Origin of the sequence: Paraburkholderia lebeckiae (assembly GCF_014201005.1) — a bacterium.
Classification (GTDB): domain Bacteria; phylum Pseudomonadota; class Gammaproteobacteria; order Burkholderiales; family Burkholderiaceae; genus Paraburkholderia; species Paraburkholderia tuberum.
This window is the reverse complement of record NZ_JACHDK010000003.1, coordinates 394840-417667: the sequence shown is the minus strand read 5'-3', so window position 1 is coordinate 417667 and position 22828 is coordinate 394840. Positions and strand designations below refer to the sequence as shown.

25 protein-coding genes and 1 pseudogene are annotated in these 22828 nt (G+C 61.1%); 12 read left to right on the top strand and 14 right to left on the bottom strand.

Translation table 11 applies throughout. From position 1 onward, the window contains the following. Positions 1 to 4: 4 nt before the first annotated feature. The gene (locus HDG39_RS08485; RefSeq protein ID WP_184004983.1) at positions 5 to 622 is read right to left on the bottom strand and encodes a TetR/AcrR family transcriptional regulator; all 618 of its coding nucleotides are present in this window, start codon (positions 620 to 622) and stop codon (positions 5 to 7) included. Between the two features lie 76 nt (positions 623 to 698). Here HDG39_RS08485 and HDG39_RS08480 point away from each other — a divergent pair, with 76 nt between their 5' ends. Together HDG39_RS08480 and HDG39_RS08475 are read left to right on the top strand one after the other, a co-directional pair. Continuing rightward, positions 699 to 2159 carry an efflux transporter outer membrane subunit gene (locus tag HDG39_RS08480; RefSeq protein WP_184004980.1) on the top strand — a complete coding sequence of 487 codons (1461 nt, stop codon included), beginning with the start codon at positions 699 to 701 and terminating at the stop codon, positions 2157 to 2159. Between the two features lie 76 nt (positions 2160 to 2235). Next, positions 2236 to 2865 (top strand): TetR/AcrR family transcriptional regulator, encoded by a 630-nt coding sequence (locus HDG39_RS08475; protein ID WP_260327601.1) that lies wholly within the window; start codon positions 2236 to 2238, stop codon positions 2863 to 2865. A 238-nt stretch (positions 2866 to 3103) separates the two neighbouring features. Here HDG39_RS08475 and HDG39_RS08470 read toward each other — a convergent pair whose 3' ends face one another. Then, positions 3104 to 3808: an SDR family oxidoreductase gene (locus HDG39_RS08470; RefSeq protein ID WP_184004977.1), complete on the bottom strand. Its 705-nt coding sequence runs from the start codon at positions 3806 to 3808 to the stop codon at positions 3104 to 3106. Positions 3809 to 4143: 335 nt separating this feature from the next. Between HDG39_RS08470 and HDG39_RS08465 the strand changes: the two genes are divergently transcribed. The 3 genes from HDG39_RS08465 to HDG39_RS35795 all read left to right on the top strand — a co-directional run bounded on the left by HDG39_RS08465 (position 4144) and on the right by HDG39_RS35795 (position 5396). Then, positions 4144 to 4755, top strand: a complete 612-nt coding sequence (locus tag HDG39_RS08465) for a TetR/AcrR family transcriptional regulator (RefSeq protein ID WP_184004973.1) — start codon at positions 4144 to 4146, stop codon at positions 4753 to 4755. Between the two features lie 175 nt (positions 4756 to 4930). After that, positions 4931 to 5134: a hypothetical protein gene (locus HDG39_RS08460; RefSeq protein ID WP_184004970.1), complete on the top strand. Its 204-nt coding sequence runs from the start codon at positions 4931 to 4933 to the stop codon at positions 5132 to 5134. A gap of 58 nt (positions 5135 to 5192) precedes the next feature. Continuing rightward, complete coding sequence (locus HDG39_RS35795; protein ID WP_184004967.1) at positions 5193 to 5396, top strand: hypothetical protein; 204 nt, start codon at positions 5193 to 5195, stop codon at positions 5394 to 5396. A 192-nt stretch (positions 5397 to 5588) separates the two neighbouring features. Here the strand turns inward: HDG39_RS35795 and HDG39_RS08450 are convergent, their stop codons facing one another. From HDG39_RS08450 to HDG39_RS08435, 4 genes are all read right to left on the bottom strand, one after another. After that, positions 5589 to 6305, bottom strand: a complete 717-nt coding sequence (locus tag HDG39_RS08450) for an O-methyltransferase (RefSeq protein WP_184004964.1) — start codon at positions 6303 to 6305, stop codon at positions 5589 to 5591. A 93-nt stretch (positions 6306 to 6398) separates the two neighbouring features. Beyond that, positions 6399 to 6695 carry a 4Fe-4S dicluster domain-containing protein gene (locus HDG39_RS08445; protein WP_184004962.1) on the bottom strand — a complete coding sequence of 99 codons (297 nt, stop codon included), beginning with the start codon at positions 6693 to 6695 and terminating at the stop codon, positions 6399 to 6401. A 2-nt stretch (positions 6696 to 6697) separates the two neighbouring features. Continuing rightward, a complete protein-coding gene (locus tag HDG39_RS08440; protein ID WP_184004959.1) occupies positions 6698 to 7006 on the bottom strand; it encodes a hypothetical protein in 309 nt (102 codons plus the stop codon). Positions 7007 to 7018: 12 nt separating this feature from the next. Further along, complete coding sequence (locus HDG39_RS08435; protein ID WP_184004957.1) at positions 7019 to 7600, bottom strand: RNA polymerase sigma factor; 582 nt, start codon at positions 7598 to 7600, stop codon at positions 7019 to 7021. A gap of 304 nt (positions 7601 to 7904) precedes the next feature. On the opposite strand from HDG39_RS08435, the gene HDG39_RS08430 reads away from it, so the two are divergent. Beyond that, the gene (locus HDG39_RS08430) at positions 7905 to 8642 is read left to right on the top strand and encodes a transporter substrate-binding domain-containing protein (RefSeq protein ID WP_184004954.1); all 738 of its coding nucleotides are present in this window, start codon (positions 7905 to 7907) and stop codon (positions 8640 to 8642) included. Positions 8643 to 8688: 46 nt separating this feature from the next. After that, positions 8689 to 8775 (top strand): annotated as a pseudogene (locus tag HDG39_RS36025) (VF_A0006 family four-cysteine protein); the annotation flags it as partial. A gap of 150 nt (positions 8776 to 8925) precedes the next feature. Here the strand turns inward: HDG39_RS36025 and HDG39_RS08425 are convergent. Further along, positions 8926 to 10110, bottom strand: a complete 1185-nt coding sequence (locus tag HDG39_RS08425) for a TIGR03118 family protein (protein ID WP_184004951.1) — start codon at positions 10108 to 10110, stop codon at positions 8926 to 8928. 261 nt (positions 10111 to 10371) lie between these two features. On the opposite strand from HDG39_RS08425, the gene HDG39_RS08420 reads away from it, so the two are divergent. Continuing rightward, positions 10372 to 10707: a hypothetical protein gene (locus HDG39_RS08420; RefSeq protein WP_184004948.1), complete on the top strand. Its 336-nt coding sequence runs from the start codon at positions 10372 to 10374 to the stop codon at positions 10705 to 10707. 318 nt (positions 10708 to 11025) lie between these two features. Here the strand turns inward: HDG39_RS08420 and HDG39_RS08415 are convergent, their stop codons facing one another. Continuing rightward, positions 11026 to 12243: an FAD-dependent monooxygenase gene (locus HDG39_RS08415; protein WP_184004945.1), complete on the bottom strand. Its 1218-nt coding sequence runs from the start codon at positions 12241 to 12243 to the stop codon at positions 11026 to 11028. A gap of 173 nt (positions 12244 to 12416) precedes the next feature. Between HDG39_RS08415 and HDG39_RS08410 the strand changes: the two genes are divergently transcribed. Next, positions 12417 to 13361: a LysR family transcriptional regulator gene (locus tag HDG39_RS08410; RefSeq protein ID WP_184005234.1), complete on the top strand. Its 945-nt coding sequence runs from the start codon at positions 12417 to 12419 to the stop codon at positions 13359 to 13361. A gap of 36 nt (positions 13362 to 13397) precedes the next feature. Here HDG39_RS08410 and HDG39_RS08405 read toward each other — a convergent pair whose 3' ends face one another. Continuing rightward, positions 13398 to 14015, bottom strand: coding sequence for a dihydrofolate reductase family protein (locus tag HDG39_RS08405; RefSeq protein WP_184004942.1), 618 nt, complete (start codon positions 14013 to 14015; stop codon positions 13398 to 13400). A gap of 271 nt (positions 14016 to 14286) precedes the next feature. Here HDG39_RS08405 and HDG39_RS08400 point away from each other — a divergent pair, with 271 nt between their 5' ends. Beyond that, positions 14287 to 14892, top strand: a complete 606-nt coding sequence (locus HDG39_RS08400; protein WP_409259159.1) for a DMT family transporter — start codon at positions 14287 to 14289, stop codon at positions 14890 to 14892. A gap of 33 nt (positions 14893 to 14925) precedes the next feature. Here HDG39_RS08400 and HDG39_RS08395 read toward each other — a convergent pair whose 3' ends face one another. The 3 genes from HDG39_RS08395 to HDG39_RS08385 all read right to left on the bottom strand — a co-directional run bounded on the left by HDG39_RS08395 (position 14926) and on the right by HDG39_RS08385 (position 17353). Beyond that, positions 14926 to 15993: a rhodanese-like domain-containing protein gene (locus HDG39_RS08395; RefSeq protein WP_184004939.1), complete on the bottom strand. Its 1068-nt coding sequence runs from the start codon at positions 15991 to 15993 to the stop codon at positions 14926 to 14928. Positions 15994 to 16050: 57 nt separating this feature from the next. Further along, positions 16051 to 16707, bottom strand: a complete 657-nt coding sequence (locus HDG39_RS08390; RefSeq protein WP_184004936.1) for a peroxiredoxin — start codon at positions 16705 to 16707, stop codon at positions 16051 to 16053. A gap of 307 nt (positions 16708 to 17014) precedes the next feature. Then, positions 17015 to 17353, bottom strand: a complete 339-nt coding sequence (locus HDG39_RS08385; RefSeq protein ID WP_184004933.1) for a hypothetical protein — start codon at positions 17351 to 17353, stop codon at positions 17015 to 17017. 211 nt (positions 17354 to 17564) lie between these two features. Here HDG39_RS08385 and HDG39_RS08380 point away from each other — a divergent pair, with 211 nt between their 5' ends. Together HDG39_RS08380 and HDG39_RS08375 are read left to right on the top strand one after the other, a co-directional pair. After that, positions 17565 to 17846 carry a DUF4148 domain-containing protein gene (locus HDG39_RS08380; RefSeq protein WP_184004930.1) on the top strand — a complete coding sequence of 94 codons (282 nt, stop codon included), beginning with the start codon at positions 17565 to 17567 and terminating at the stop codon, positions 17844 to 17846. A 516-nt stretch (positions 17847 to 18362) separates the two neighbouring features. Further along, on the top strand, positions 18363 to 20342 hold the full coding sequence (locus tag HDG39_RS08375; protein WP_184004927.1) for an acid phosphatase: 1980 nt from the start codon (positions 18363 to 18365) through the stop codon (positions 20340 to 20342). A 90-nt stretch (positions 20343 to 20432) separates the two neighbouring features. On the opposite strand, the gene HDG39_RS08370 is transcribed toward HDG39_RS08375, so the two are convergent. After that, a complete protein-coding gene (locus tag HDG39_RS08370) occupies positions 20433 to 21308 on the bottom strand; it encodes an alpha/beta fold hydrolase (RefSeq protein WP_184004924.1) in 876 nt (291 codons plus the stop codon). A 558-nt stretch (positions 21309 to 21866) separates the two neighbouring features. Beyond that, positions 21867 to 22799: a sterol desaturase family protein gene (locus HDG39_RS08365; RefSeq protein WP_260327632.1), complete on the bottom strand. Its 933-nt coding sequence runs from the start codon at positions 22797 to 22799 to the stop codon at positions 21867 to 21869. Positions 22800 to 22828: the final 29 nt, after the last annotated feature.

Genomic DNA, 22828 nt, shown 5'->3' with positions numbered 1-22828 from the left:
TCCATCAAGGCGACAGACTGCGGAGCACGAGACTGGACAGTTGTGCAGGCGCGACCTTGGTGTAATCGAAGCTGTACTGCAGGAGCATTGGGTTGAGGTAGGGGCGCATCACCAGATAGATCGCCATCGCAGTCTCATCGAGGGGTGTTTTGCGCTCGAAGTCTCCGCTTTGCCGTCCCTCCTGGAGGACGTCCCGAAGCAGCTTCTGGACGCGCTCTTCATACGCAAGCACCGCTTGCCAGTTCTCCGTGGCCGCCGATGCGGCAATCTCGTAGAGCTTGCGGTCCTGGAAAAACAGACGGAGGCTCGCTTCCGTGAAGACGTTGAACATCCGCCGCAGCTTCTCCGGTGGCAGATCGGTCTGTGCGACGGCCGCCCTCACCTCGGTTTCGATCTCGTGCAGGCAGTTCGCGCAAATCATCTCGCCAATGGCCTGCTTGGATTCGAAGAACTTGTAGATGTAGGCCTTGGAAAACCCGATCGCCTTGGCGAGGTCCGAGACCGTCGTTTTCTCGTAGCCATACCGGCTGAAGTGCTCGGTGGCCGCGACGACGATCTGATCCCGTACCTCGTGGTCAGCGGGGCCGCGCGCCGGGATGGAGGAAGTGGTGGCTTTTTTCATGGGTATAGCATACAGGAATGGACAACCAGTGACTATTTGGTATTATAGTCACCACTGGAATCTTGCGAAGACGCTCATGCTACCCAAACCCATCCTTGCCGCGGTCATTGTCGCCAGCCTTTCGGCTGGCTGCGCTGTAGGCCCCGATTATGTCCGGCCCAATGTAGCCATGCCCGAGCAGTTCCAGGCCCAGGCCGCGGCGGATCACCGGCACGCGGCGGCCAGTGCCGACCTTGTCACGTGGTGGACGGGTTTCGATGATCCGCAACTGACACGATTCGTCACGCTCGCACTGGATCAGAACCTGGACCTCGCGCAGGCCGCCGCTCGCGTCTCGCAGGCGCGCGCGGGACTTGGCGCGGCGAATGCCGCTCTGCTGCCGTCCGGCACTGTCAGCGGGCAGGCGGCGCGAGTCTACCAGTCGGTTGAAACCCCCTTGGGGCGAGTTCTGAATTCGACGCCCGGTTTCGATCGCTACGGCAATGATTACGAGGCTAATTTCAACGCGAGTTGGGAACTGGATGTGTTTGGTGGCCTGCGTCGCGGGCGGGAAGCCGCACTTGCCGAATACCAGGCTTCGGAGGCCGGTGCGGTGGCCACGCGCCTGGCAGTGGCGGCGCAGACTGGCGATATTTACATCACGATTCGTGGATTGCAGGCCCGTCTGAAGGTTGCCCGGCGGCAGGTGCAGACGCAGCAGGATCTGCTTTCGACCATCAACCTCCTGTATGGCAAAGGATTGGCGGCCGACCTTCAGGTGAGCCAGGCAGAAGGTGCGCTGTCCCAGATTCAGGCATCCGTCCCGGTCCTCGAGGCGGGTCTGGATGCGGCGATGAACGCGCTGGACGTGATGCTGGGTTCGCAGCCCGGCACGCATCGGGCGGAACTGGTCGAAACGGGCGACATCCCGGTTGCCCCGCAGATCTCGGCTACAGGATCGCCGGGAGAGTTGCTCCGGCGCCGGCCCGACCTGATCGTGGCCGAGCGACGCCTCGCCGCATCGAACGCGCGCATCGGCGTAGCGATCGCAGAGTATTACCCCAAGGTGTCGCTCAGTGGACTGCTCGGCAGCGCCACCTCGGTGGCCAGCGGCAACCTGTTCAGTACCGGTGCCAATCAGGCCGCTGGCGTGCTGGGGCTGCGCTGGCGTCTGTTCGATTTCGGCCGCATCAATGCGCAGATCGAGCAGGCCAAGGGGCAGCAGGCGGAAATGCTGGCCGCGTATCGGCTCGCCGCGCTTCATGCAACCGAAGACGTCGAGAACTCATTCTCGGCACTCGTGAAGCGCGAGCAAGAGGCCGCGGTGCTCGCCCAGGGAGTGGATTCGCTCGGTCGCGCTCGAGCGGCCTCGTTCGCAGCCTATCAAAAAGGCGTCGTCAGCCTCATCGAAGTCTTGCAGGCCGACGACAACCTGCTACGCGCCTCCGATGAGCGGGTGCAGGCGCAAACGGAATCCGCGCGCGCAGCCGTTGCTGCCTTCAAGGCGCTCGGTGGCGGGTGGCAACCTCGCGAATCCGAAGCGGTCGCCATCAAATAGCAACCCTACGCACCCAACGATTTGCCAGGAGCGTGGATTTTGGCCATCGTTCTTTGCCAGATGAGCGCTTTGCCGCATGCCACACAAACGAATGACGCGAGCAGAAAGCCGCGAGCGAACCCGGCAGCGCTTGCTCGACGCAGCAGCGTCGAGCATCGCCGAAAAAGGGTTTGCTGCGACTAGCGTGGAGGATATCGCAGCCGAGGCCGGCTATACCCGCGGCGCGTTTTACTCGAACTTCAGCAGCAAGAGCGATCTATTCGTCGAACTGCTCCGTCTCGATCATCAGAACATGCGAGAAAACTTGCAGAAGCTGCGAGACGCCGCACCGTCCAGCGAAAACCTGCAAGTGCAGCTCACCTTGTTGTACGCGCAGTGCTATCGCGACGACAACAACTACATCATCTGGGCTGAGGCACGTTTGCATGCCATGCGTGACGCGAAATTCCGACAACATGTGAATGCCTTATGCCTGCAAAAGCGCGACATGATCGCGTACTTCATTGAGCAGTTATGCCTGCGCCTCAACGTACGGTTGCCGGGCCCTATCGCCGACCACGCGCTCGCCGTTATCGCATTGATCGACGGCATCCTCTGCTTCAACATGACGATACCCAATGATCTGTCGAACGCTTCGGCCGAAGCGATTTTGAGCAACGTTTTGACAAAGATGTTCTGCAATGCGCCAGGCCTGACTGAAACATAGATTGATCTTGCGCCTCCTCCACAGGTATCCGGTCAAGCGATTCAATCCATCAGTTGGTGTCAGCCAGGTCTCCTGGTTGTCCGTTCGAATTGGCGGATTCAACCGGTCGATGCAACACAACGAACGTCGCATGAGCGGCGGGAGTGTGGCGCTGCCTGTCGCTCCGATTTGCCGCCGCAATCTCATCCGGCATCGCATCACAGATGCCCGCGCGCGAGGAGCGGGCGCTCCGGCGCCTTCAGTGCGGCGCCGGAGCGTCGAGATAGACACCTGCCGACAACCCGGCCTTCACCTGCCGCGTGAACTCGTCGGTGGACACTTCCTCCGCCCCTGCCTCGATCGCGTCGTATGCCTGACGCACGACGTCGGCCGGCGTCGCCTTCGGCACCTCCAGCCCGCGCGTCAGATCCGTATCGATAAAACCGGCATGCAGCCCGACCACCTGCGTGTGCTGCTCGCGCAGCGAGTGACGCAGGCCGTTGGTCACCGCCCACGCGGCCGACTTCGACACGCCATAAGCCGCGAGGATCGGCCGGTTTATCCAGCTCGCAACAGACAGTACGTTCAGGATCGCGCCGCCGCCGTTGCCGGCAAGGTTGCCCGCGAACGCCTGCGACATCGACAGCATCCCGAACACGTTGGTGTCGAAGTGATCGCGTAACGCGTCGAGCGCGCCGTCGTCCGTCAGACTGCCTAGCCGCGCGATGCCCGCGTTGTTGATCAGAAGCGTGACGTCGCCTGCCGCGTCGGCGGCAGCGGCCACTGCCGCCGGATCGGTCACGTCAAGCTTCACGGGCACGACGCCCGGCAGCGTTACGCTGGCCGGATCGCGCGCCCCCGCATAGACCTTGCGCGCTCCTCTTTCGAGCGCCTGCTTCGCGAACTCAAGGCCAAGCCCGCGGTTCGCACCCGTCACGAAAACAACAGCACCTTCGATCTTCATATCTCATCCTTTCGCATGATGAATCGCATGTGCGCCGGTTCGCAGCGCGCGTGAAATTCGGAGAAAACAAACCTGCCCTTGCATATCGAACCGTTGCGCCGCCGAACGGCGCCAACGTCCGCCGCCCGCCGGCATCAAAGAACCGCGATGGACCTGGACTGCCATCCGTGCCACGCCGGCGTTGCTTCGCGTTGTGCGCGAAAGTCGGCTACACTCATGTCAATGTCGATCACCATCGTCTTACGGCGCATTGTGTCAACGTAATTAGGGCATGTCAATGGTGACCGACATTGTGTTTTTCAATCGATGCGATCGCTTGTATAAGGGAGAGATTGATGGGGGTGTCACGACAGCAGGCCGCCGAGAACCGCAGCGCGATCGTCGCGGCCGCCGAGCGGCTTTTCCGGGTACGCGGAGTCGATGCCGTGGGGCTGACGGAGTTGATGAAGGAAGCCGGTTTTACCCAGGGCGGCTTCTACAACCACTTCAAGTCGAAGGACGCGCTGGTCACCGCGGTCATGGAAAAGGCGATGCAAGCCTACGCGGATTCGCCAAACGGCGACAGCCTGGGGAAGCAGGCGGAACGCTACCTGTCGGCCTCGCACCGCGACAACGTCGAAGCAGGGTGCCCGCTGTCCGGCTTCGCTGGCGACGCTCCGCGGATGACCGACGCGGCGCGTGCGTCCTACACGCGCGGCCTCGCCGCGTATCTCGACCGGCTTGCAGCCATGATCGCCACGGAAGGCGCGACGACGGAACAAACCCGTCGCGATGCGATTGCCGCGTTCAGTCAGATGGTCGGGGCGCTCGTGCTGTCGCGTGCGATCGCTGGCGTCGATTCGGCCTTCGCCGACGAAATCCTCGACGCGGGGCGGCGCACGCTCGTCGACGCGCTCGACGACCCCGTCACGCCGGACAGCGGGCGCAGCAGCAGGTCGGACGGCTGATACGCCGCCTGCGGCCCCGGGGGCTCTGCATGGGAATGCGTAGGTCGGCGGGGGCAACACGATTTGCGCGCAGAGACTCAGCGCTTTAGCGCGCCGGCGAGCGGCGGCTCCGTGCCGTCGTCGCCCGCCTGTCCTGGCATAGGCAGGTACTTGCCGAAGTTCATTTCGAAGTCGCTTGAACGCCGTAGGCCAGGCTACGGAGCTTGGCGCGGCGGGCCTGCCCACTTGGCGAGGCCAGGGCCGGGAAGAACAGGTCAATGCTCGACTGGAGTTCGGCAGGCGTCGGCATTTCGAAACGATTGATCTGGGCTTTCGCGGCGCCGAGCGTTTCACGGTCGAATGTGGCCAGACGCCGGACAAGCGCATCGACAAGCCGTGAATGAAAATGACGGGCGGGTCGTTCTTCATATCGGTCGTCCTCTCTTTGGATTGCAAAAGTGCCCCCTCGAACGCCGGAACGCTTCAACGGCATCTTCCAGGGCTTGACCGAGATAGTTCCGTTCGACGGCGAGCGCCGTGCCATCTACCGAACCGATTATTGGAAGATGTTCCGTTCGAACCGCCCTGATTCTCTCTGCGAATACACCATCAAGATCGCGCAAATGGCACGCATGCTCCACGAGCGCGAAGTGCGTCAATGACCTCACTAAAGGACAACTTGTTGGGATATGGACTGAATACGAATGACCTGTCAAGACGCCTGTCTGTCCACAGGTGCAGCGCAGGCTATTCCGCCATCGCCCACGGATGGTCACCAAGACATTGCATCGCCGAACCTTCCAGATTGAATGGCACATGAACCGGATTCTGGACGGCGTCCACTCTTCGTCAGCCTATGACACGACGACTGTGAATTCGACCCCTGATTCAAAGTCCAACGTCGTGGTCGAAAAGCGGGGGTCGTCGTCGAGGTAGTGCTTGTACGGCCGAACGGCGTCCTCGGCTGTGTACATATTGTCGGCGAGAATGATAGATCCGGGACGCAGCAGGCGCTCGACCTGTTTGAACAGCTCCAGATAGGCGTCGGCCCATACGTCGATAAACACCATGTCGAAAGTGCCGTCCAGTCCGGCAACGGTCTGGAAGACATCGCCCTCCCGCAGTTCAACATAAGCGTCTACGCCCGCCGTTCTGACGTGGGCTCGAAGTTGTGCGCACTTAACAGCATCGAGTTCAGTCGCTACAACCATGCCACCGCCTAACGTGCGAAGGGCCTCGGCGAAATACAGCGTGGACACGCCGCAGGAACTGCCGAGTTCGAGGATTCGAGCCGGCTTGTGCGAAAGCACCATGTTGCGTAAGAACCGTCCCGTTTCCGCCGACACGGCTAACGATAGAGGAGTGCCTTGTGAGGATTCGAAATCTTCGCTCGATAGCCCGAGCGTTTCGAGAAACCGCCCACGCAGTCGAGGTGCGAGCGTTTCGTATTCCTCCGCGAGAGTCAGAAACTCCTCGCTCGATCCCTGAAATTGCGCCCGTGCGCGGGCTATCACTTCTGTCTGGCTCTGTTCGTGAAGCTGTCGCAGAAGATCCGTGGTTGATGAAGCCATGAGCGCTCCTTGAGGAGATCGATAATACTAACGGCGTAGACAACGACCGACCACTGCGCCATGCGGGCTGCGCTTTGCTTAAAACGCGTGACGCTATGCCGTTCTGGCGAGCTTGATCGCGCGTTCAGGGCATGCCGTCACGCAAAGACCGCACGAGCGGCAGGCGTGCGCGTTCGGTGTGTAGGCGACTTTCATTCCATGCACGCGTAGCTTGAGGCGGTGCATCAAATCGAGGCTGAGATAATCGACCTGATCGATGCGCCGGATCTCAAACACATTCTCGGGGCAGACCCGCAGGCAATCGCCCTTGCCTTCGCAACGTTTCAGGTCGACGACTGGCGCGATCACGCCCGGCTTCTGTTTGCAGTCGTCCGTTGATTTCTCGCGCATGTTCAGTCTCCCACGTGCCGGTCGTGGCCCGATCGCCATGCCGTCCGGAAATGCTCGCGTTCTTCAGGCGTCATCGCTTCCCATTTGCGCCAGTGACGCCGTCCGCGCCAGCCGCCGTGTCCGCGGAATCCGCCAAACAGGATACGGCTCAAAACCAGCAAGCCCAACGCATGCGCGAAGTCGATCGCACGGGCGCCAACGAATAGCGCCGGAATCACCCAATTCCATAGCGTCATGACCACCCACCCGAGCCCGGCTATGGCAACCACCACGAGCAGCGCTTTACCCACGCATCTGATTCGAAACTTCATCCCTCGACTCCTCTATATATCCAATTCGTCATAAATGGTCTGCAGTCGGGCGCGCAGATGCAAGACCGCGTAGCGTTTGCGCGCGAGCAGCGTATTGAGCGCGACGCCACTTTCCGCCACCATGTCTTTGAAGGACCGCCCCTCCAACTCGTGCGCGATAAATACTTCACGTTGATTCAGCGGCAACTCATCGAGCGCATCCTGCAAGGCCTTGAGCAATACAGCGCGAGCGTAGAGGGCTTCGGGTCCTGCATCGTGCGCCGGTAACGCGAGGTCGAGGCGATACTCACCGCTGGCGTCGTCCTCGGCCTCAGACACCTCGGTCAGCGGCTGCTCCTTCTTCTTGCGAAAACGATCGATGATGCGGTTGCGCGCGGCACGGAAAAGCCACGCGCTCGCCTGTTCGATCGGCGCGGGAAGCCGGTAAGCCTGCACGAATTCGTGGAACACATCCTGCAGGATGTCCTCGGCATCATCCGGATCGCGTATTCGACGCCGGATAAAATTGACGAGCCTCGTGCGCTCACGCACCACGGTCGCGGTGATGTCGCTGTCTCGGTCGGTCATCGGGTGCGAGGTGGGTGGCGGTTCCATGCGCCTGTAGACGTTTCAGGAGCGCGAATATTGTGGCGAGCGCGAAAAATCTTTCCTTGCGCGACTGCCAGTTCGCTTGAGGCGGTGCGGAACAGAATTGTGGCCATTAAGTAACAGCAAGAAGTGGGTGCGTTTCCGTAGCGATGCCGCGCAATTCAACGAACGTCCATAAGACCGACACCCGATCCAGCATAACCGCGTTCGTTTCAGATAGAGCCGCCGCAACGACAACCGCGCATGTAAGTAGAATCGTCAACATTCGGCCCTGCATTTGATGGCCGCTCCCAATTGGCGAGACACAGCGATGAAGGTAACGATTGCGTACATCGAAGAACCCCCGTTCGGTTGGACGCAAGCAGATGGTACCGCCACGGGCGCTGACATCGATCTGGCCGACGCGGTTCTTCGGGCGATCGGCGTAACCCGGATCGAGCATCATCGGACGTCGTTTAGTGAACTCCTGCCCGGCGTTGAGGCGGGCAGGTGGGAGATGAACGTTCCGCTGTTCGTCACACGCGAACGCGCCAATATGGTCGCGTTCAGCGTCCCGGTATGGGGAATCGCAGACGGTTTTCTGGTTCGGACTGGAAACCCGAAAGCGCTTGACAGCTACGTGTCGCTTGCCAAACGCGCTGATGCGCGTCTTGGCATCATAGCCGGACAGGTGCAGCACGACTCAGCGAAAGCGTCTGGCGTAAGCGAGGACCAAATAGTCGTCTTCGAGCATCAGGCCGACGCTGTCGAAGCGGTTCTCTCTGGCGCCATCGATGCGTATGCGAGCACGGCCTTAGGGAATCGGATAGTTGCCAACCGGATCGGAGGCTCAATGCTCGAGGCCGTCGAGCACGAACCGGGAACGAAGGGCAAGCAGCAGAAGCCTCCGCTCGGGGCATTCTCGTTCAATAGAAGTAACAGCGATCTGATCCAGGCGGTAAACAAAGCCCTTCGTTCCTATCTGGGCTCGCCAGACCATCGTGCTCGCATGGCGGAATTCGGCCTGACACACACCGAGATCGATCCCGCTCTCGCGGGTCGAGTATAAGACGGGCGTCGGTCAGGTGCTGCATCGAACCGCAAAATGCTACGATTGCCCGCGGCAGAATGTGCAAACCGTGCGAGGCGCATTTGCAGTTCAGCAGATATTGCGGGCATGCCGGCGTCAGAATCAGATGTGAGTCAGGACAGTCAGGACCTGACATCGCTGGTGCTCGACCACGCGTGGATCTGATGATCGTCACACACACTGCTCAAGCACACATCGTCTCGCATAAGCAATACCGCCGTTCTCGCTTCGAGAGCGGCGCTTCTCAATTGCGCGCTTAGCGCTACATTCCAATGCTCATGCCGCCGCCCGCGCTTGTGCCGGTGTTCGTACCCGTGTTCGTGCCTGAGCTCGACGTCGGATTCAGATCGATTCTTCCGTAGACGCCATCGGCTTCGTCATTCGGCCCCGCCGCGAAGAAGAGCGTGCTGGAAGGCTGATTGCTGAGATCGTTGCCGAACGCGATGCCCCACACGCCGTGCTCGACGATCGGACTGCCGTTCGGTCCACTGATCTGTCCCATTGACTGACCGCTCGACGCGTTGAACGCATTGATCATGCCGTCGCCGAAATTGCCGATCAGTATTGCGCCGCTCATCGAGCCGAAGTTCCCGGGCGCTTGCGCAATGCCCCACGGCGCGTTCAACGAACCGCCTGTCGCGAAGCGTTGCTTCAGGTTGCCCGCGGTGTCGTACACATCGACCATGCCGAGCCCCGCGCCCGGGACATCGTCGTGTTTGGTTGCGTCTTGCATCGCGTAGGTGACGAACAGATTCGAGCCGATCGCCTGAATGCCGAACGGCGCGAAGCCGGCTGGAATCGCCGGGTCCGTGAAGGCACCGGGCATCGCGACCTTCGTGAACGAGGTATCGAAGACGTCGATCTTGTTGTTATGGAAGTCCGTCGCATAGAGGAAGTTGCCGTTGTTCATCGCGGCGAGCGCGAGACCCTTGTAGACGGCGCCGCCCGTACCGTCGTCGTACATGACGAACGCATTGGTCGGCCCTACGGCGGGCGCCCAGGCGGTGATGGTGCCGCCTTCGCCCGTGAAGATGAATGCAGCGACTCCAGACTTGCCGTTTTCCGTGACGCGGAAGCTTTGTGTTCCATTGAAAACGATGCCCGTGGGCGATGCGGAGCCGTTCTTGCCGTCGGGTATCGTGACGACCAGCGATTGCGGCACGCCATTGCCGTCATAGAGCGTCGCGACGTCGGTGCCGTTGTCCGCGACCCAGACGAAACCTTTGGGATTGAAGGCCACGCCCCAAGGGTTTTTCAGATTTGCGTCGGTGTGTGCAGCGGGCACCCCGCCGTCGGATACGAGGGCCGTCGCTGCGAATGACGACTGGACGGTGGGGCTTGCGCTGCTCGAACTCGATCCACCGCTGCCACCGCCGCCGCATGACATCAGAGTCGCGACGGCCGCGCCGCATGCAACGACGCCGAATATAGCGAGTAGAGACTTCATGACCGCACTCCTTGTTCTGCCCAAAGGACCTAACGGTCAATGAACGAGAACAGCGCGGGGTTTATTCCGGCGGAGAGCGGGTTATTTCGCGGCAGATCTCGTGAGATCCAATGGCTGGATTCGCCCCACGACCGCCACTCCGTGCGCCGCCGATCGCTTCGCTACCTACAAAAGCACGCGGCACGCTGTTTGCGACATTCCTGTAGCGCAGGCGGCAACTGTCTGCGTCTATCTTCCAGTCCAATTACGGAGGGGCGGATCATGAGCAAGGCAACCATCACACTAGTCGCGGCCGTCGCCGCACTCTCGCTGTCGGGCGGCGCTTATGCGCAGGCGGCCGGAGGCCAGAGCGGCAGCGGTTCGACCGGCACAGCCGGCAGCACGGCTAGTCCGTCGAACCAGATGAACGGCGCAACCACGGGCGGCTACGGCATGCCTGGCACCACCAACACGGGCAGCGGCATGGGCGCCAAGGCGCCGAACTCGGGCCTGCCGAGCAACGATAGTAGCTCGACGTCTGACACCACCGCCGCTCCCAAGAGCAACAACACGCTGGCGACCCCGAGCGTGGTGTCGCCAGCCGCTACCGGCCATTAACAGCTGGTAAAAATGACGGTGAGCCGCGAATCAGCGCAAGCACGGAGCGCTCCAATCGCAGCGACGTCGACGTAGATGTAACTGCGACCGACGCGCAGTTTCCCGGATATCAGGCACTAGCTAATGCGACCGATCTACGCGGTTTCATACGGTCGCTATTCGACACTTCTCCACCGGGAATTACGCGCCGGGTTCCCAGGCAACGCGTGAACTCCAGGATTTACGGCTCGCATCAGAAGCCGCAGAGCAGGTAGGTCGCGCGTTGCCGGTCACTCGCATGCGGCCCACCGCCTCCCTATTGAAGCCTCATGGAGAGGCTCAAAGCCACGTGCCCCCTTGCCGCGCGCTCGGCTCTTGCGCGAGCGCATCGAAATCGTGAATCCAGTCGAGGTGATGCAGCATGCTGTCGTGCGCCCCTAGCCGCGCGTTGCGTTCCTGCGCGGCGGGGCCGTCCGGCAGATGCAACACGTCCGCGGTGCTGATCGACGCGTACTGCACCTTGCGCGTGCGGCCCCGGCGCAGACGCTCGTAGGCTTCCTGCGCTTCGCGCCACTTACCCGGGCCCGCCTTGGCGAGTTGCGCGGCCAGCACCACGGCATCCTCGATCGACTGGTTGGCGCCCTGGCCGTGATGCGGCACGAGCGCATGCGCGGCATCGCCAATCAGCGTCACGCGGCCCTTGCTCCAGCGGCCAAGCGGCGGACGGTGAAACAGGCCCCAGCGCTGACTGATCGGCACGGCCGTGATCATCTGCACGACGGCCGGATGCCAGTCCTTGAACAGGCGCAGCTGCTCGCCTTCGGTCGACGGCATGACCCAGTCGCGCGACGGCCACGGCGACGGATGACGCTCGACCAGCAGGAAGTTCTGATCGCCCTTGTCGCCGATCGGATAATGCAGCAGATGGCCGCCGGGCCCGACCCAGAACTGGATCGTCTCCGGATCGGGCAACAGGTCCATGCGCTCGGCCGGCACGATGCCACGAAAGCCCGAGCAACCGGAATACAACACGTCGTCGTAGCCGAGCATCCAGCGTCGCGTAATCGAGCGTGCGCCGTCGGCGCCGATCACGAGATCGGCATCGATGCGCCGACCGTTGTCGAACGCGAGACTCACGCGATCGGGATGCTGCACGAGATCGACCAGCCGATGGCTGAGCTCGATGTGCTCGAGACCAACCGCCTTCGACAGCACCGCCTGCAGATCGGCGCGATGAACGCCCCAGTACGAGCCGCCGAACTGCTCGCGATAGCTGGGCATGCCGCGATGATGTCCAATGACGCTGCCGCTGCGGCCATCACGATAAATGAGCCCGGGTACTTCGGCGCATACGTTTTCGAACGCGGAGCGTAGCCCCATGCGCTCGTAAAAGCGCGTCGCGTTGGCCGACAGTGCGACGGCCGCGCCCACTTCGCGCAACTCATCGGTCTGCTCGTAGAGTTGCGCATCGATGCCATGTTCGCGTAGTGCGAGCGCCAGCGTAAGGCCGCCGATGCCGGCGCCGACGATCGCGATGCTCAGATCCATCCGGTTCATGATTGTGTCTCCGATATGCGGGTTTATCGATTCGGGCCACTCTGGAACGCGCGCTCGGCGCGTCGCATGCGGATACCGTGTTGGTATTTTCAGCACTAGACGATCATTGCTCAATAAGATGAAATGAATCTTCTTCATCACTGGAATGAATGACCTTAGGTCATGCCGAAGCCATGGAACTGAGCGATCTCGATCTCAACCTGCTGCTGCTGTTCCAGCGGCTGATGCAGGAGCGGCGCGTGGCGAGCGTCGCCGAGCAAATGAACATGAGCCAGCCGGGCGTCAGCAATGCGCTCGCGAAGCTGCGCCGCCTGCTGGGTGATCCGCTGTTCGTGCGGGCGCCGGGCGGCGTGGTGCCTACCCCGTTCGCGCTGCGTCTCGCGGAACCGGTCTCGCAGGCGCTCGCCACCTTGCACGCCGCGCTCAATCCGGTGACGGGCTTCGATCCGCTGCGCGAGATGCGAACGATGACGATCGGCATGACCGACATCGGCGAAGTCGTTTTTTTGCCCGCATTGCTGGAACGATTGTCGCGCGTCGCGCCAGGCATCGCGATGAATACGGTGCGCAATGCGAGCGTCAATCTGAGCAACGAAATGGCCGACGGCCGGGTCGACCTGGCGATCGGTCTGTTGCCGCAGTTGAAGGGGGGGTTCTATCAGCGGCGTCTGTTCGATCAGCGCTACGTCTGTCTGTTCAGACGCGCTCACCCACTCGAGGACGCGCCGCTCACGCTTTCCGCGTGGCGCGAAGCCGAGCATCTGGTGGTGGTGTCGGCCGGCACCGGCCACGGTCAAGTGGACGAGTGGCTAAAACGGCGCGGCGTGCGGCGTCAGGTGCGACTGACGGTGCCGCACTTCATGAGCGTCGGCTACATCCTGCAACGTACCGACCTGATCGCCACGGTGCCCGAGCGCCTCGCTCTGGAGTTGGCCACGCCGTTCTCGCTCAGCCTGCGCGCGCTGCCGATGACGCTGCCCGCCGCGCCGATCCATTTGTTGTGGCACGAGCGCGTCCATCAGGATGAAGGTAATCGCTGGCTGCGCGAGGTCGTGATCGACCTGTTCGCCGATACCGTGGCGGGTGGCAGGCGAGCGCGGGACGTGAGGAAGAAATAGGCCTCCGTTTGTAAGCGTCGATCGGAAGCTTCGCGCTTACTCGAACGTTCCGGTTCGGACTTCGCCGTTGCGGGTGTAGCGCGTGATCAGCACGCCGCCGGGGGTGCTCGTCGCGTGTGCCAGCCTGAAGGCGGACGCTTGCGCGTCGTTGCCGAACAGGCGTTTGCCTTGCCCGAGCATGACGGGATAAATCAGGAGTTGGAGTTCATCCACGAGGCCCGCCGCCAGCAGTTGGCGCACCATGTCGCCGCTGCCGAACGTCATTAGATCGGCACCGTCCTGAAGTTTCAGCGCGCGTATCGCGTCGGCAAGGTCGCCCTTCAGTGCATGACTGTTGTGCCAATCGAGCGTATCTGATCGATGCGTGGCCACGTGCTTGCGGACCTGATTGAACTGGTCGGCCATGTCGCGGTTGCGTGAATCGGCCGGTACATATGGCCAATAAGACGCGAATATGTCGTACGTGCAACGCCCTAGCAGCAACTCGAACGGCTGCGCGAGCAGATGATGCACACTTGCGCCGACCGCTTCGTCGGCGTAAGGGACGATCCAGCCACCCAAACGAAAATCACCACTGGCATCTTCCTCGGGCGCGCCGGGGGATTGAGCGACGCCATCCAGACTGAGGAACATGGAAACGACGTGCTTGCGCATGATGTGCTCCTGGTCGATGAACCTGATCGGTTCAATCTATACGACGAACGAGTCGCGTGCGGATCGACAATCGACGTCCGCACCGGGTGAAGCCGCGTGAGCGAGCATCGCGCGATCGGCGCACAATGATTGGACCCACGGGTGCCTGCGCCGCAGGTGTGAAGGTGCGCACCACTCGCCAGCGCATGGTCGGAAGATCGCCCGACACAGTGATGCGGACATAGCAGCCGGGGTAACGTCCGGTCGCCCGTGGCATTTCGTTCGATGACCGATGGACAACATCACCAGAAACATGTCCGTACCTTCAGCAACAACCGGATCGCGCGATTCCGCGCGGTTATTCACCCAACCGAAAGTGCTCGTCATTGCGGCGACCGTATGCTGCCTGCTGTGGGGCAGTTCGTACCCGGGAATTAAAATTGGCTATGCGTTGCTCGGAATCACGCAAAACGATATTCCTTCAAAGCTGATCTTCGCAGGCTACCGGTTCGTGCTCGCGGGACTGTTGTTGTTGATTCTTGCCACCCTGTCGAAGAAGCCTGTTTTCGATTTGAATCGGCGCCATAGCGGACAGTTGATGCTATTGGGTTTCACGCAAACGGTCATTCAATATGCTCGGCGCTTGTGGAGTCTTCTGCTGAAATATAACCAGGTTGGCAAAGTCACCGTTTTCAATTTCCTGGTGCCCGTGCTCGGTACCGTGCTATCCGCGATATGTCTGGACGAGAACATCATGGAATTGAAGAATCTCGTCGCGCTGGTGGTCGTATGCGGGGGGATCTGGCTGGTCACGCGGCCGGCGCAGCGGAGCGCTGACTATTCGAAGGCTGGCGCGGCTTTGGGGCAAGGTCGAGGCTGTCGCCAAGGCCAAGGCTGAGCTTGTGGGGGTTCCGAAGCGCCGAAACCCCCCTCAAACACTATCCGACGCAACCGGCAACCCCTCCGTCCTCCACCGCAGCATCCCACCGGCAAGATTCGCCACCTTGCCGAACCCCGCCTTCGTCAGCAACACGCTTGCCTGCGCCGAGCGCACGCCGGACCGGCACACCGCGACCACCGGCCGCTCGCGCTCCAGTTCATCGAGCCGCCCTGTCAATTGCGACAGCGGCACCAGCTTCGCGCCCGGCAGATGACCCAAACGATCGATGAACTCGGGCGCCTCGCGCACATCGACGATCTGAAACGCCGCGCCATGCTCGAGCAGCGCCATCGGCTCGATTTCCCACACGCCGCTAAAGCGCAGCGTCAACGGTGCCCAATTCGGCGTTTCGGTCGCAACTTCGGCGCCGCCTTCCGGCTGCCCGCAACGCATGTTTGCGGGCACCGCGACCGCCATCTGCTTCGGATGCGGCAAATTCAGGTTGTTCATGTACCCGGCGAAATCGCCGACGTCGACGTCGCCGCCCAGACGCGGATTGAAGCGCCGCTCCTCAGTCACGCTCGTCACCGTGATGCCGCGATAATCGTGCGCGGGATAGAGGAGGCAGTCGTCCGGCAGTGACAGGATCTGCTCGCGCACGGACGCGAACAATTGCTGCGGGCTGCCCTGCTGGAAATCGGTGCGGCCACAGCCGCGAATCAGCAGGGAGTCGCCGGTAAAGGCCATGCTCAGATCGTCGAGCACGTAGGTCAGGCAGCCGTTCGTATGGCCAGGCGTTGCACGCACAGTCAGGTGACGCGTGCCGAAGTCTATCCGATCGCCATGCGCGAGCGGTCGCGTGACGCCTTTCGCCTCGACGACCCCGGCAAGCCCGATCTCGCTGCCGCAACGCAAACGCATGCGCCATGCGCCGGTTACGTGATCAGCGTGCACGTGGGTATCGAGCGTCGTGAGCAACCATAGGCCCAGCTCCCGAAGCAGCGCCTGATCGCGTGGCACCTGCTCGTAGACGGGGTCGATGAGCACCGCCTCGCCGCTGTCGCCGAGTAAGTACGTGTAGGTCGACGAAGCAGGATCGAACAGCTGACGAAAAATCATCTGTATCCCTTAGGAAGGTCGGCGAGGCGGCCGCAAGCGGCCGCCGTGCCACATCTGTCAGCCCGGTTGCTTGGTGGTGCGCAGATACGGTTTGATGGTCTTGAAACCAGGGAAAATTTGCTGCGCCTCTTCGTTGCTGACCGCGGACGTGATGATCACGTCTTCGCCCTGCTTCCAGTTGACCGGCGTCGCGACCCTGTGTTTGGCGGTCAGTTGGATCGAATCGAGCACACGCAGGATTTCGTCGAAGTTGCGGCCGGTGCTCATCGGGTAGGTCAGCGTCAGCTTGATCTTCTTGTCGGGACCGATGATGAAAACCGAGCGCACTGTCGCGTTGGTCGCGGCGGTGCGGCCCTCGCTGGTATCGCCCGCGTCGGCCGGCAGCATGTTGTACAGCTTGGCGATCGCGAGGTCGGTGTCGCCGATCATCGGGTATTTGACGGCGGCGCCCTGCGTTTCCTCGATGTCCGCGGCCCATTTTTCGTGGTCTTCGACCGGATCGACCGACAACCCGATCAGCTTCGCGTTGCGCTTGGTGAACTCCGGCTCGATCTTCGCCATGTAGCCCAGTTCAGTCGTGCAAACCGGCGTGAAGTCTTTCGGATGAGAGAACAGGACCGCCCATTGGTCGCCGATCCAGTCGTGGAAATCGATGGTGCCCTGCGTGGTCCGCGCGGTGAAGTTGGGCGCGGTGTCATTGATACGAAGTGACATATTGCCGTCCTGTGAAGTCGTGGTTAAGCGGAAGACCCGAGCCAGGCCTGTCTGCAACGGTCCAACACGAGCCCGGTTAATCTCAGGGATCGAAAATCACTAACGCTCACAACGATAGATGAAGCTTTCGCGGCAAGTAGAGCATCGCCGTGCAGAAGAAGCTCGAGATCGCCGCCTGTCGGGCGAATACGAGCGTTGCCGCATCGCGCAGTGAGAGTTCAAATATAGCGCGTTACGCACAAGCCATGCTGACACCCATCGAAATCAGTCCGGGTTGGCCACTCCGGAACGGCTTGGGGGACGAGGTTTACCGGTAAATCATGGACGTTCGATGCGCCGGCGTGTGTTCGACAGCGCACAGATTTACCGGCCCTGGCGTGACCGAGTCCGAGCGCGGTTTGATGCTTTGCACGAGCTCGGCGAGGCGCGTCGGAGCGTGCGGTACTGAAGCGCTTGCAACAAACGCAGCTTCCGTCCGCTCGAAAAACATCTGCTGAATGCTCGCCATGATGGCCCGGTTTGGCGGCGGGGTGCGGATATTCGCGATTGTGTGGCGGTCAGCCCGCAGTGCCTGGCGAGTCAGGCGAAGCCGGTTCGTCAAAGACGACTGCCAGATCGCCTTCTTATCGATAAACGGTCGGAACATGGTTGGCGAACGCCGCGCATTTTTCGGAGACGGGATAAGCGGCTTTTAAGGTTGCAGGGCGTACCTTCATATCCACGCACTGAATACCGGGCACCCGTCGCTCGCTATCTGTTCGCGGTCCACCGCAGCGTGAAGATCGACTCGCTTTCAATGCAGTTAGCGTGGTCCATTCGATCCATCGAAATTTGCCTATTCACCAAGGAGCCATCTCATGAAAGTACTTATCGCTCATGCAATCCTTGCAACCACAATCGCCATTCCAGCGCTGTCGTCGGCGCAGCCCCTCACTCGCTCGGAGGTGGAAGCGAACGTCATCCAGGCGGAACAGAACGGCACGCTCCATCAGTCGAAAGTGCACTATCCGGACGAGAGCAGCCCGCGGCAGGCACACGCAAATAACGACTACGGTTCAGGGCAGGTGGTGAATTCGCAATCCGGACATCGCCTTTCCTTCGCAACGCCCTCGGATAACGCGCTTTTCTCGCATCATTGAAGTGCTGGTGAGCGCTCGACATTCCATACAAGCGCGTTTCGATACTTCCACACGCCTAATTTCCGGTTCTCATACGGACGTCGCTAGTCCGATCCAATGTCGATATGAAAAAGCTAGTGCGCTCGATTGACTTCATTCTATTGACCGCCGCGTCGGTGGGCCTCGTCTTGTTTGTCGTCTGGCGAGTGGCGACGGTAAAGGGGTGGTTTTAGGCTCACGCGAAACGATTGTCCGTTAAAGGATCGCCCTGTGGTTGGCGTTCCGAATCGACATTGCATCAGTACCTCGCGGAATGAAACCTTTCGCATGCTTCGCGAATGTGGATGAGCCGCAATCAAATACTAAGGAGTTCTGCGTTCACACGTCTGCGACGCATGTGCAGCTTCCACCACCAGCTCTTCCGCGATACCTGCGAATCGCGCCACGATATCCGATACCGCGTAATCAGTCGCAACAATGCGGTCATAATTCACCCGCACAATCCGACGCGACCAACAACCACAAGAAAGTCTCGTGATGCCTCATTTTCGCGTCCCTCTCCCGCTGCGCCTCACGGTGTTCGCAAGCGTGGTGGCACTAGCCGCGTGCGGTGGTAGCAATGATTCTTCTACGCCGACCGCCTCGAACACTTCGACGACGGCGACGGCCTCGATCCCGGCGCCCCCTGCCGACCCCGGTTTTGTCGACAACGCCGCAATCCCCGACGTGCCCGCGTTCGTCGACACGATTGCGACTAACCAGCGCGGCGATGCGCGATATGCGACGCTCGCCACGAATGCGGGCGTGCGTGTCGTCTCGCGATTCCTCGACATCTGGCAACCGTTGACCGAGATCGTCGATGCGGGCGTCTCCGCGCCCGCCAATGGTTCCTTTCCGGCTGTCGTGCAGTCCACGTGGACAGGACTACCCAATGACGGTACGCCGGGTGGGGCTGTCGTGAACAGTGCCGTCCATGCCGCAAACATTCAATTCGTGGTCACCGAGACGACCAACCGAACTCAGACACAGGCCGACGCAGCCTACTACGACGACCGGTGCGGCAAAGGTTATAGCGTGACCGATGGCATGGGACCGCTCACCAATGCGTGGCGCGCGGCGGCGCAGCAGGTAACGACCATCACGTCGATTCCGGCGGACGCGACGACGGTTCTGTACAACGACAACGGCAACAACATCGGCGTCGGCAGCAGTGGCGGCAACACCAGTTTCGGCCAGGTTGTCGACCTGCTCAACATCATGGGCAACAACGCGTCCACCGAGCCGGCCAAGCGCTTCTACAAATATGCGCGGCCATACCGCTGGAGCACGAGTGTCGTGGTAGATCCGACTCTGGTGCCTGCCGAGAGCACCACGCCTTCGACCGATGGCGGATTTATCAGCGGTCACGAGGCGGAGGCCATGCGCGACGCGATGACGATGGCCTACGTGCTGCCGGAGCGGTTCCAGGAGATGGCGAGCCGCGGCCTCGAACTTGGCGAAAACCGCATTTTCGCCGGTATGCATTCGCCGCTCGACGTCATTGCTGGTCGAATGTTTGCACTTGCGGCGACTGCCGCGAATCTTTCCGATCCGAGCAACGCCACCTTGAAGAGCGCCGCATTTAGCCAGGCGCACGCGGCCCTGATGCAGTCGACGAATACCAATTCGACGAGCTTCGCTGCTTTCGCCCACTCCGGCACGGCAGCGACGGACCGCTTCGCCGACTACGCGACGAACAAAGCGGACTTCACTCGCCGTATGACGTTCGGCTTTGCTCCGATCGAATCGACCAATGCGCCTCCCGTTGTGCCGAAGGGTGCGGAGGTGTTACTGGAGACGCGCTTTCCGTATCTGAGCGCTGAGCAGCGCCGCGTGGTGCTCAAAACGACCGAGCTTCCTTCCGGCTATCCGGTCATGGACGATGCGGAAGGGTGGGGCCGCCTCAACATGTTTGCAGCCGGGGACGGATATGGTGCGTTCCATGGCAGCGTCATCGTTTCGATGGATGCGTCTCAGGGCGGATTCAACGCGTCGGATCTGTGGCGCAACGACATTGCCGGCGCAGGGAAGTTGACGCTGCAGGGTAGCGGAACATTGAAGCTCGGCGGCAACAACACCTGGTCGGGTGGCTCCCAGATAAGTGGCGGCGTGCTCGAGGCCGATTCTCCGAATGCGTTCGGCACGGGCGACGTGTATGTGGGTGCGGGTGGCATCACCATCGCGGCGGCGTCGCCCGTGTCTATCGTCGGCAAGTACACGCAGCTCGCCGGCACGACACTCGAACTCGACATCGACGGTCAAGGCGCCGGCCAACTGCACGTTGGTAATCAGTTGACCATCGCCGGCGGCACGCTACACGTGAAGTTCGTGAGCGGCTATGCGCCCAAGGTCGGCGACACCATCGAACTGATCGATGGCAACGGGGCGACGAAGCAGTTCACGACGATCACGGTCGACGGCCACAAGGCGACGCCGGTCTATTCGTCGACCGGCGTGTCGGTGCACATCGATTCGTAATCCGGCCGTATTGGCGTGGCTATGCGACGCCCGGACAACTCGCTGTCTGTAATGCGGAGCGTCTGGCTATGCCCGTCTGTCGTTGATCGTCTAAAGCGGAGATTCTTTCGTCAAAAACCGCCTGATGGCAATGGAGACAATTTCTGGAAACTCTTCGTGAATCGCGAGCTTGCCCTTCATGACCCATTCAACCTGAACATTTGGCAACTGTCCTAACGCCTCCATTTCGACACGCGATTTCGGCGGCGTCTGATCGCCGTAGATCACGAGGATCGGAATGTTGGCTCGGCGCGCAAGATCAAGGAACGCCGCACGGTTGGCGACCCGGTCTAGCGCACCGGTCACAAAGCGTACCGAACTGTGCCGGGCTCCGGGTGCACGGGTGACGGCGAGTTTGGCCGCGAGACGATCGCCGCCAAGCCAGTCAGGATCGCTGTAAACGTGTTCTCTCGCCATCATGGTGATGACATGGCGGCTGACGTTGAGCCGGTAGAGAAGCGGGCCAGCGAGGGGGTGATCAATGGCAGAGCGCACACGGGAGAACCAGGCCCGCTGGCCACCCATCATCGTCGGCAACGGGCCGCGCCACGTCGGTGCGACGAGAACCAGGCGATCAACCGTACCTGACCGCAAGACGGCCTGGTAAAGCGCATAGGTGGCTGCATGTCCGGCCGCCACAATGGCGTGCGGTGGTGCCACGAAGTCGCTTAAAAACCAGTTAAGAAACTCCGAGAGAAGCTCCGGCGACCATTCTTCCTTTGGCCGCGCCTGATCGCCGAATCCCGGCCAATCAACCGTCGTCACGTGAAACTGAGGCGCGAGCAAGTCGAGCAGCGGGCGCATCTCCAGGCGCGTGGAAATCGTACTCAGGGCCGGCAGGAGGACGACCGAAGCGCCGCTGCCGGCCTCATCCACGCCCAGCGCGATCTCTCCACTGTCCCACTGGCAGCGTATCGTCTTCGTCATTGCCCTTCCGATTTGACCTTCATACGAATCACGCGGTAGATATTGATGACCAGTTTTATTAGAGGTCGGTCTCCGGCCATGTATGGATGCGTTTTTCGTACTGGTTGCGGCGCTTGCTAACGGACTGGCCAGTTTCTTTGGATCCGGTCGCCATCCGTGCGATGGTGACGCGCATCTCCAACCAATCTCGGCGACGACTGGTCGTTCAAAACGTCATCGGCCATCGTCTCATAGCAGACCGAGAGCCGTCGTTCGGGAAACTTATCGCAGTGGCAGAAACGCCGATCGCTTTACGCGCGAGCGTGCAAACGCGCGCGCGGGGCGTGTAACGCACAAACCAGGAACTGGTTCTGCGCAACATCATTCACTCCATGGGCGCCTTGACGGGCGCGTCGCGTCGCGGAAAGACAGCCCCCCTAAGTTGCCGGAGCGCAGGCCGTATCGCGACGTGTTTCGCCTGATCTTTGCTTGACAGGTTCTTTGCACCAGCCGGTCCGGACCAAATCCAGGCGCCCATGAACCGGCCCGTTTGGGCATTGGCGCAATGCAGGGATGTCCTCAGGAGCTGCGGCGAGCCTTTGCCGGTTGCCGCCACTGTTCAAGGAAAAACTGCAAGCCGCCCAGTTGCTGTGCGATGTAGCCGCCCGTGGCCATCGATTCCGGTGCGCGCCGGTCGCCTGTAGGCGGGTACTCGGCGGAGAAGTCTGCTGTGCCAAACACGATGTCCCAGATCGGGAACACGGCGCCGTAGTTGCAGGAATTCCTACCGGCCGCGCGCAGGCCGTGATGCAGCCGGTGAAAGCGTGGCGAGACGATCAGCCGGTCCCCGAGCCAGCCGAACGAAAGCTTGATATTGGCGTGGCTCAGGCTTTCGATGAAGCGCATGAACAGGAACAGCAGCGGAAACTGCAGCGGCGGAATACCGATCGCGAGGCCGACGATGCCGAACCAGATTGCGGCGACCAGGTCGTCAAGCAGATGGTTGCGGTCGTCCGACCAGAAACTCATCTGTCGCTGCGCGTGATGCAACGCATGCAGTGCGTACCAGCTACGGTATGAGTGCGACAGGCGGTGACGCCAGTAATCGGCACAGTCCAGAATCAGCGCGTACGCGATGAAGGTAATGACCGGATGTCCGAGAAGCGGCGGTATCAACGTCTCAAGCGTTGGCGGTATGTAGCCGTGATCGACCACGAAGCCGTTCACCCACACCTGCACCTGGTAGAACAGCAGGAAACTGACGACAGGCAACACCCCGACGCGGTTGAGGATCGTATAGAACGCGTCGGTTACGACGGCTTTGCGGTCATCCCAGCGTTCGATCGGAAAGAGCGCTTCGAGCGGCCAGCAAACCGCATACGTGACGATAACCGCGAAGAGGCCATAGACGCAGATCAGCGCCCAGTCGAAGGAAAGCTCTTCCCATTGCATCCAGCCGAAGTGATAAAGCAACGGCAGAACGAGATACTGGTCGATTTCACCGGCCAGCATATTGAAGAACCTGTCGAGAAATATCAGCA

Coding starts and splice junctions, on each gene's coding strand:
- HDG39_RS08440 (WP_184004959.1), bottom strand. CDS start 7,006: ATGAAGTTTCGAATCAGATGCGTGGGTAAAGCGCTGCTCGTGGTGGTT.
- HDG39_RS08370 (WP_184004924.1), bottom strand. CDS start 21,308: ATGACGAAGACGATACGCTGCCAGTGGGACAGTGGAGAGATCGCGCTG.
- HDG39_RS08450 (WP_184004964.1), bottom strand. CDS start 6,305: ATGGCTTCATCAACCACGGATCTTCTGCGACAGCTTCACGAACAGAGC.
- HDG39_RS08410 (WP_184005234.1), top strand. CDS start 12,417: ATGGAACTGAGCGATCTCGATCTCAACCTGCTGCTGCTGTTCCAGCGG.
- HDG39_RS08380 (WP_184004930.1), top strand. CDS start 17,565: ATGAAAGTACTTATCGCTCATGCAATCCTTGCAACCACAATCGCCATT.
- HDG39_RS08375 (WP_184004927.1), top strand. CDS start 18,363: ATGCCTCATTTTCGCGTCCCTCTCCCGCTGCGCCTCACGGTGTTCGCA.
- HDG39_RS08415 (WP_184004945.1), bottom strand. CDS start 12,243: ATGAACCGGATGGATCTGAGCATCGCGATCGTCGGCGCCGGCATCGGC.
- HDG39_RS08480 (WP_184004980.1), top strand. CDS start 699: ATGCTACCCAAACCCATCCTTGCCGCGGTCATTGTCGCCAGCCTTTCG.
- HDG39_RS08425 (WP_184004951.1), bottom strand. CDS start 10,110: ATGAAGTCTCTACTCGCTATATTCGGCGTCGTTGCATGCGGCGCGGCC.
- HDG39_RS08435 (WP_184004957.1), bottom strand. CDS start 7,600: ATGGAACCGCCACCCACCTCGCACCCGATGACCGACCGAGACAGCGAC.
- HDG39_RS08430 (WP_184004954.1), top strand. CDS start 7,905: ATGAAGGTAACGATTGCGTACATCGAAGAACCCCCGTTCGGTTGGACG.
- HDG39_RS08445 (WP_184004962.1), bottom strand. CDS start 6,695: ATGCGCGAGAAATCAACGGACGACTGCAAACAGAAGCCGGGCGTGATC.
- HDG39_RS08470 (WP_184004977.1), bottom strand. CDS start 3,808: ATGAAGATCGAAGGTGCTGTTGTTTTCGTGACGGGTGCGAACCGCGGG.
- HDG39_RS08385 (WP_184004933.1), bottom strand. CDS start 17,353: ATGTTCCGACCGTTTATCGATAAGAAGGCGATCTGGCAGTCGTCTTTG.
- HDG39_RS08475 (WP_260327601.1), top strand. CDS start 2,236: ATGCCACACAAACGAATGACGCGAGCAGAAAGCCGCGAGCGAACCCGG.
- HDG39_RS08465 (WP_184004973.1), top strand. CDS start 4,144: ATGGGGGTGTCACGACAGCAGGCCGCCGAGAACCGCAGCGCGATCGTC.
- HDG39_RS08395 (WP_184004939.1), bottom strand. CDS start 15,993: ATGATTTTTCGTCAGCTGTTCGATCCTGCTTCGTCGACCTACACGTAC.
- HDG39_RS08400 (WP_409259159.1), top strand. CDS start 14,287: ATGGACAACATCACCAGAAACATGTCCGTACCTTCAGCAACAACCGGA.
- HDG39_RS08485 (WP_184004983.1), bottom strand. CDS start 622: ATGAAAAAAGCCACCACTTCCTCCATCCCGGCGCGCGGCCCCGCTGAC.
- HDG39_RS08420 (WP_184004948.1), top strand. CDS start 10,372: ATGAGCAAGGCAACCATCACACTAGTCGCGGCCGTCGCCGCACTCTCG.
- HDG39_RS08390 (WP_184004936.1), bottom strand. CDS start 16,707: ATGTCACTTCGTATCAATGACACCGCGCCCAACTTCACCGCGCGGACC.
- HDG39_RS08405 (WP_184004942.1), bottom strand. CDS start 14,015: ATGCGCAAGCACGTCGTTTCCATGTTCCTCAGTCTGGATGGCGTCGCT.
- HDG39_RS08365 (WP_260327632.1), bottom strand. CDS start 22,799: ATGCTGGCCGGTGAAATCGACCAGTATCTCGTTCTGCCGTTGCTTTAT.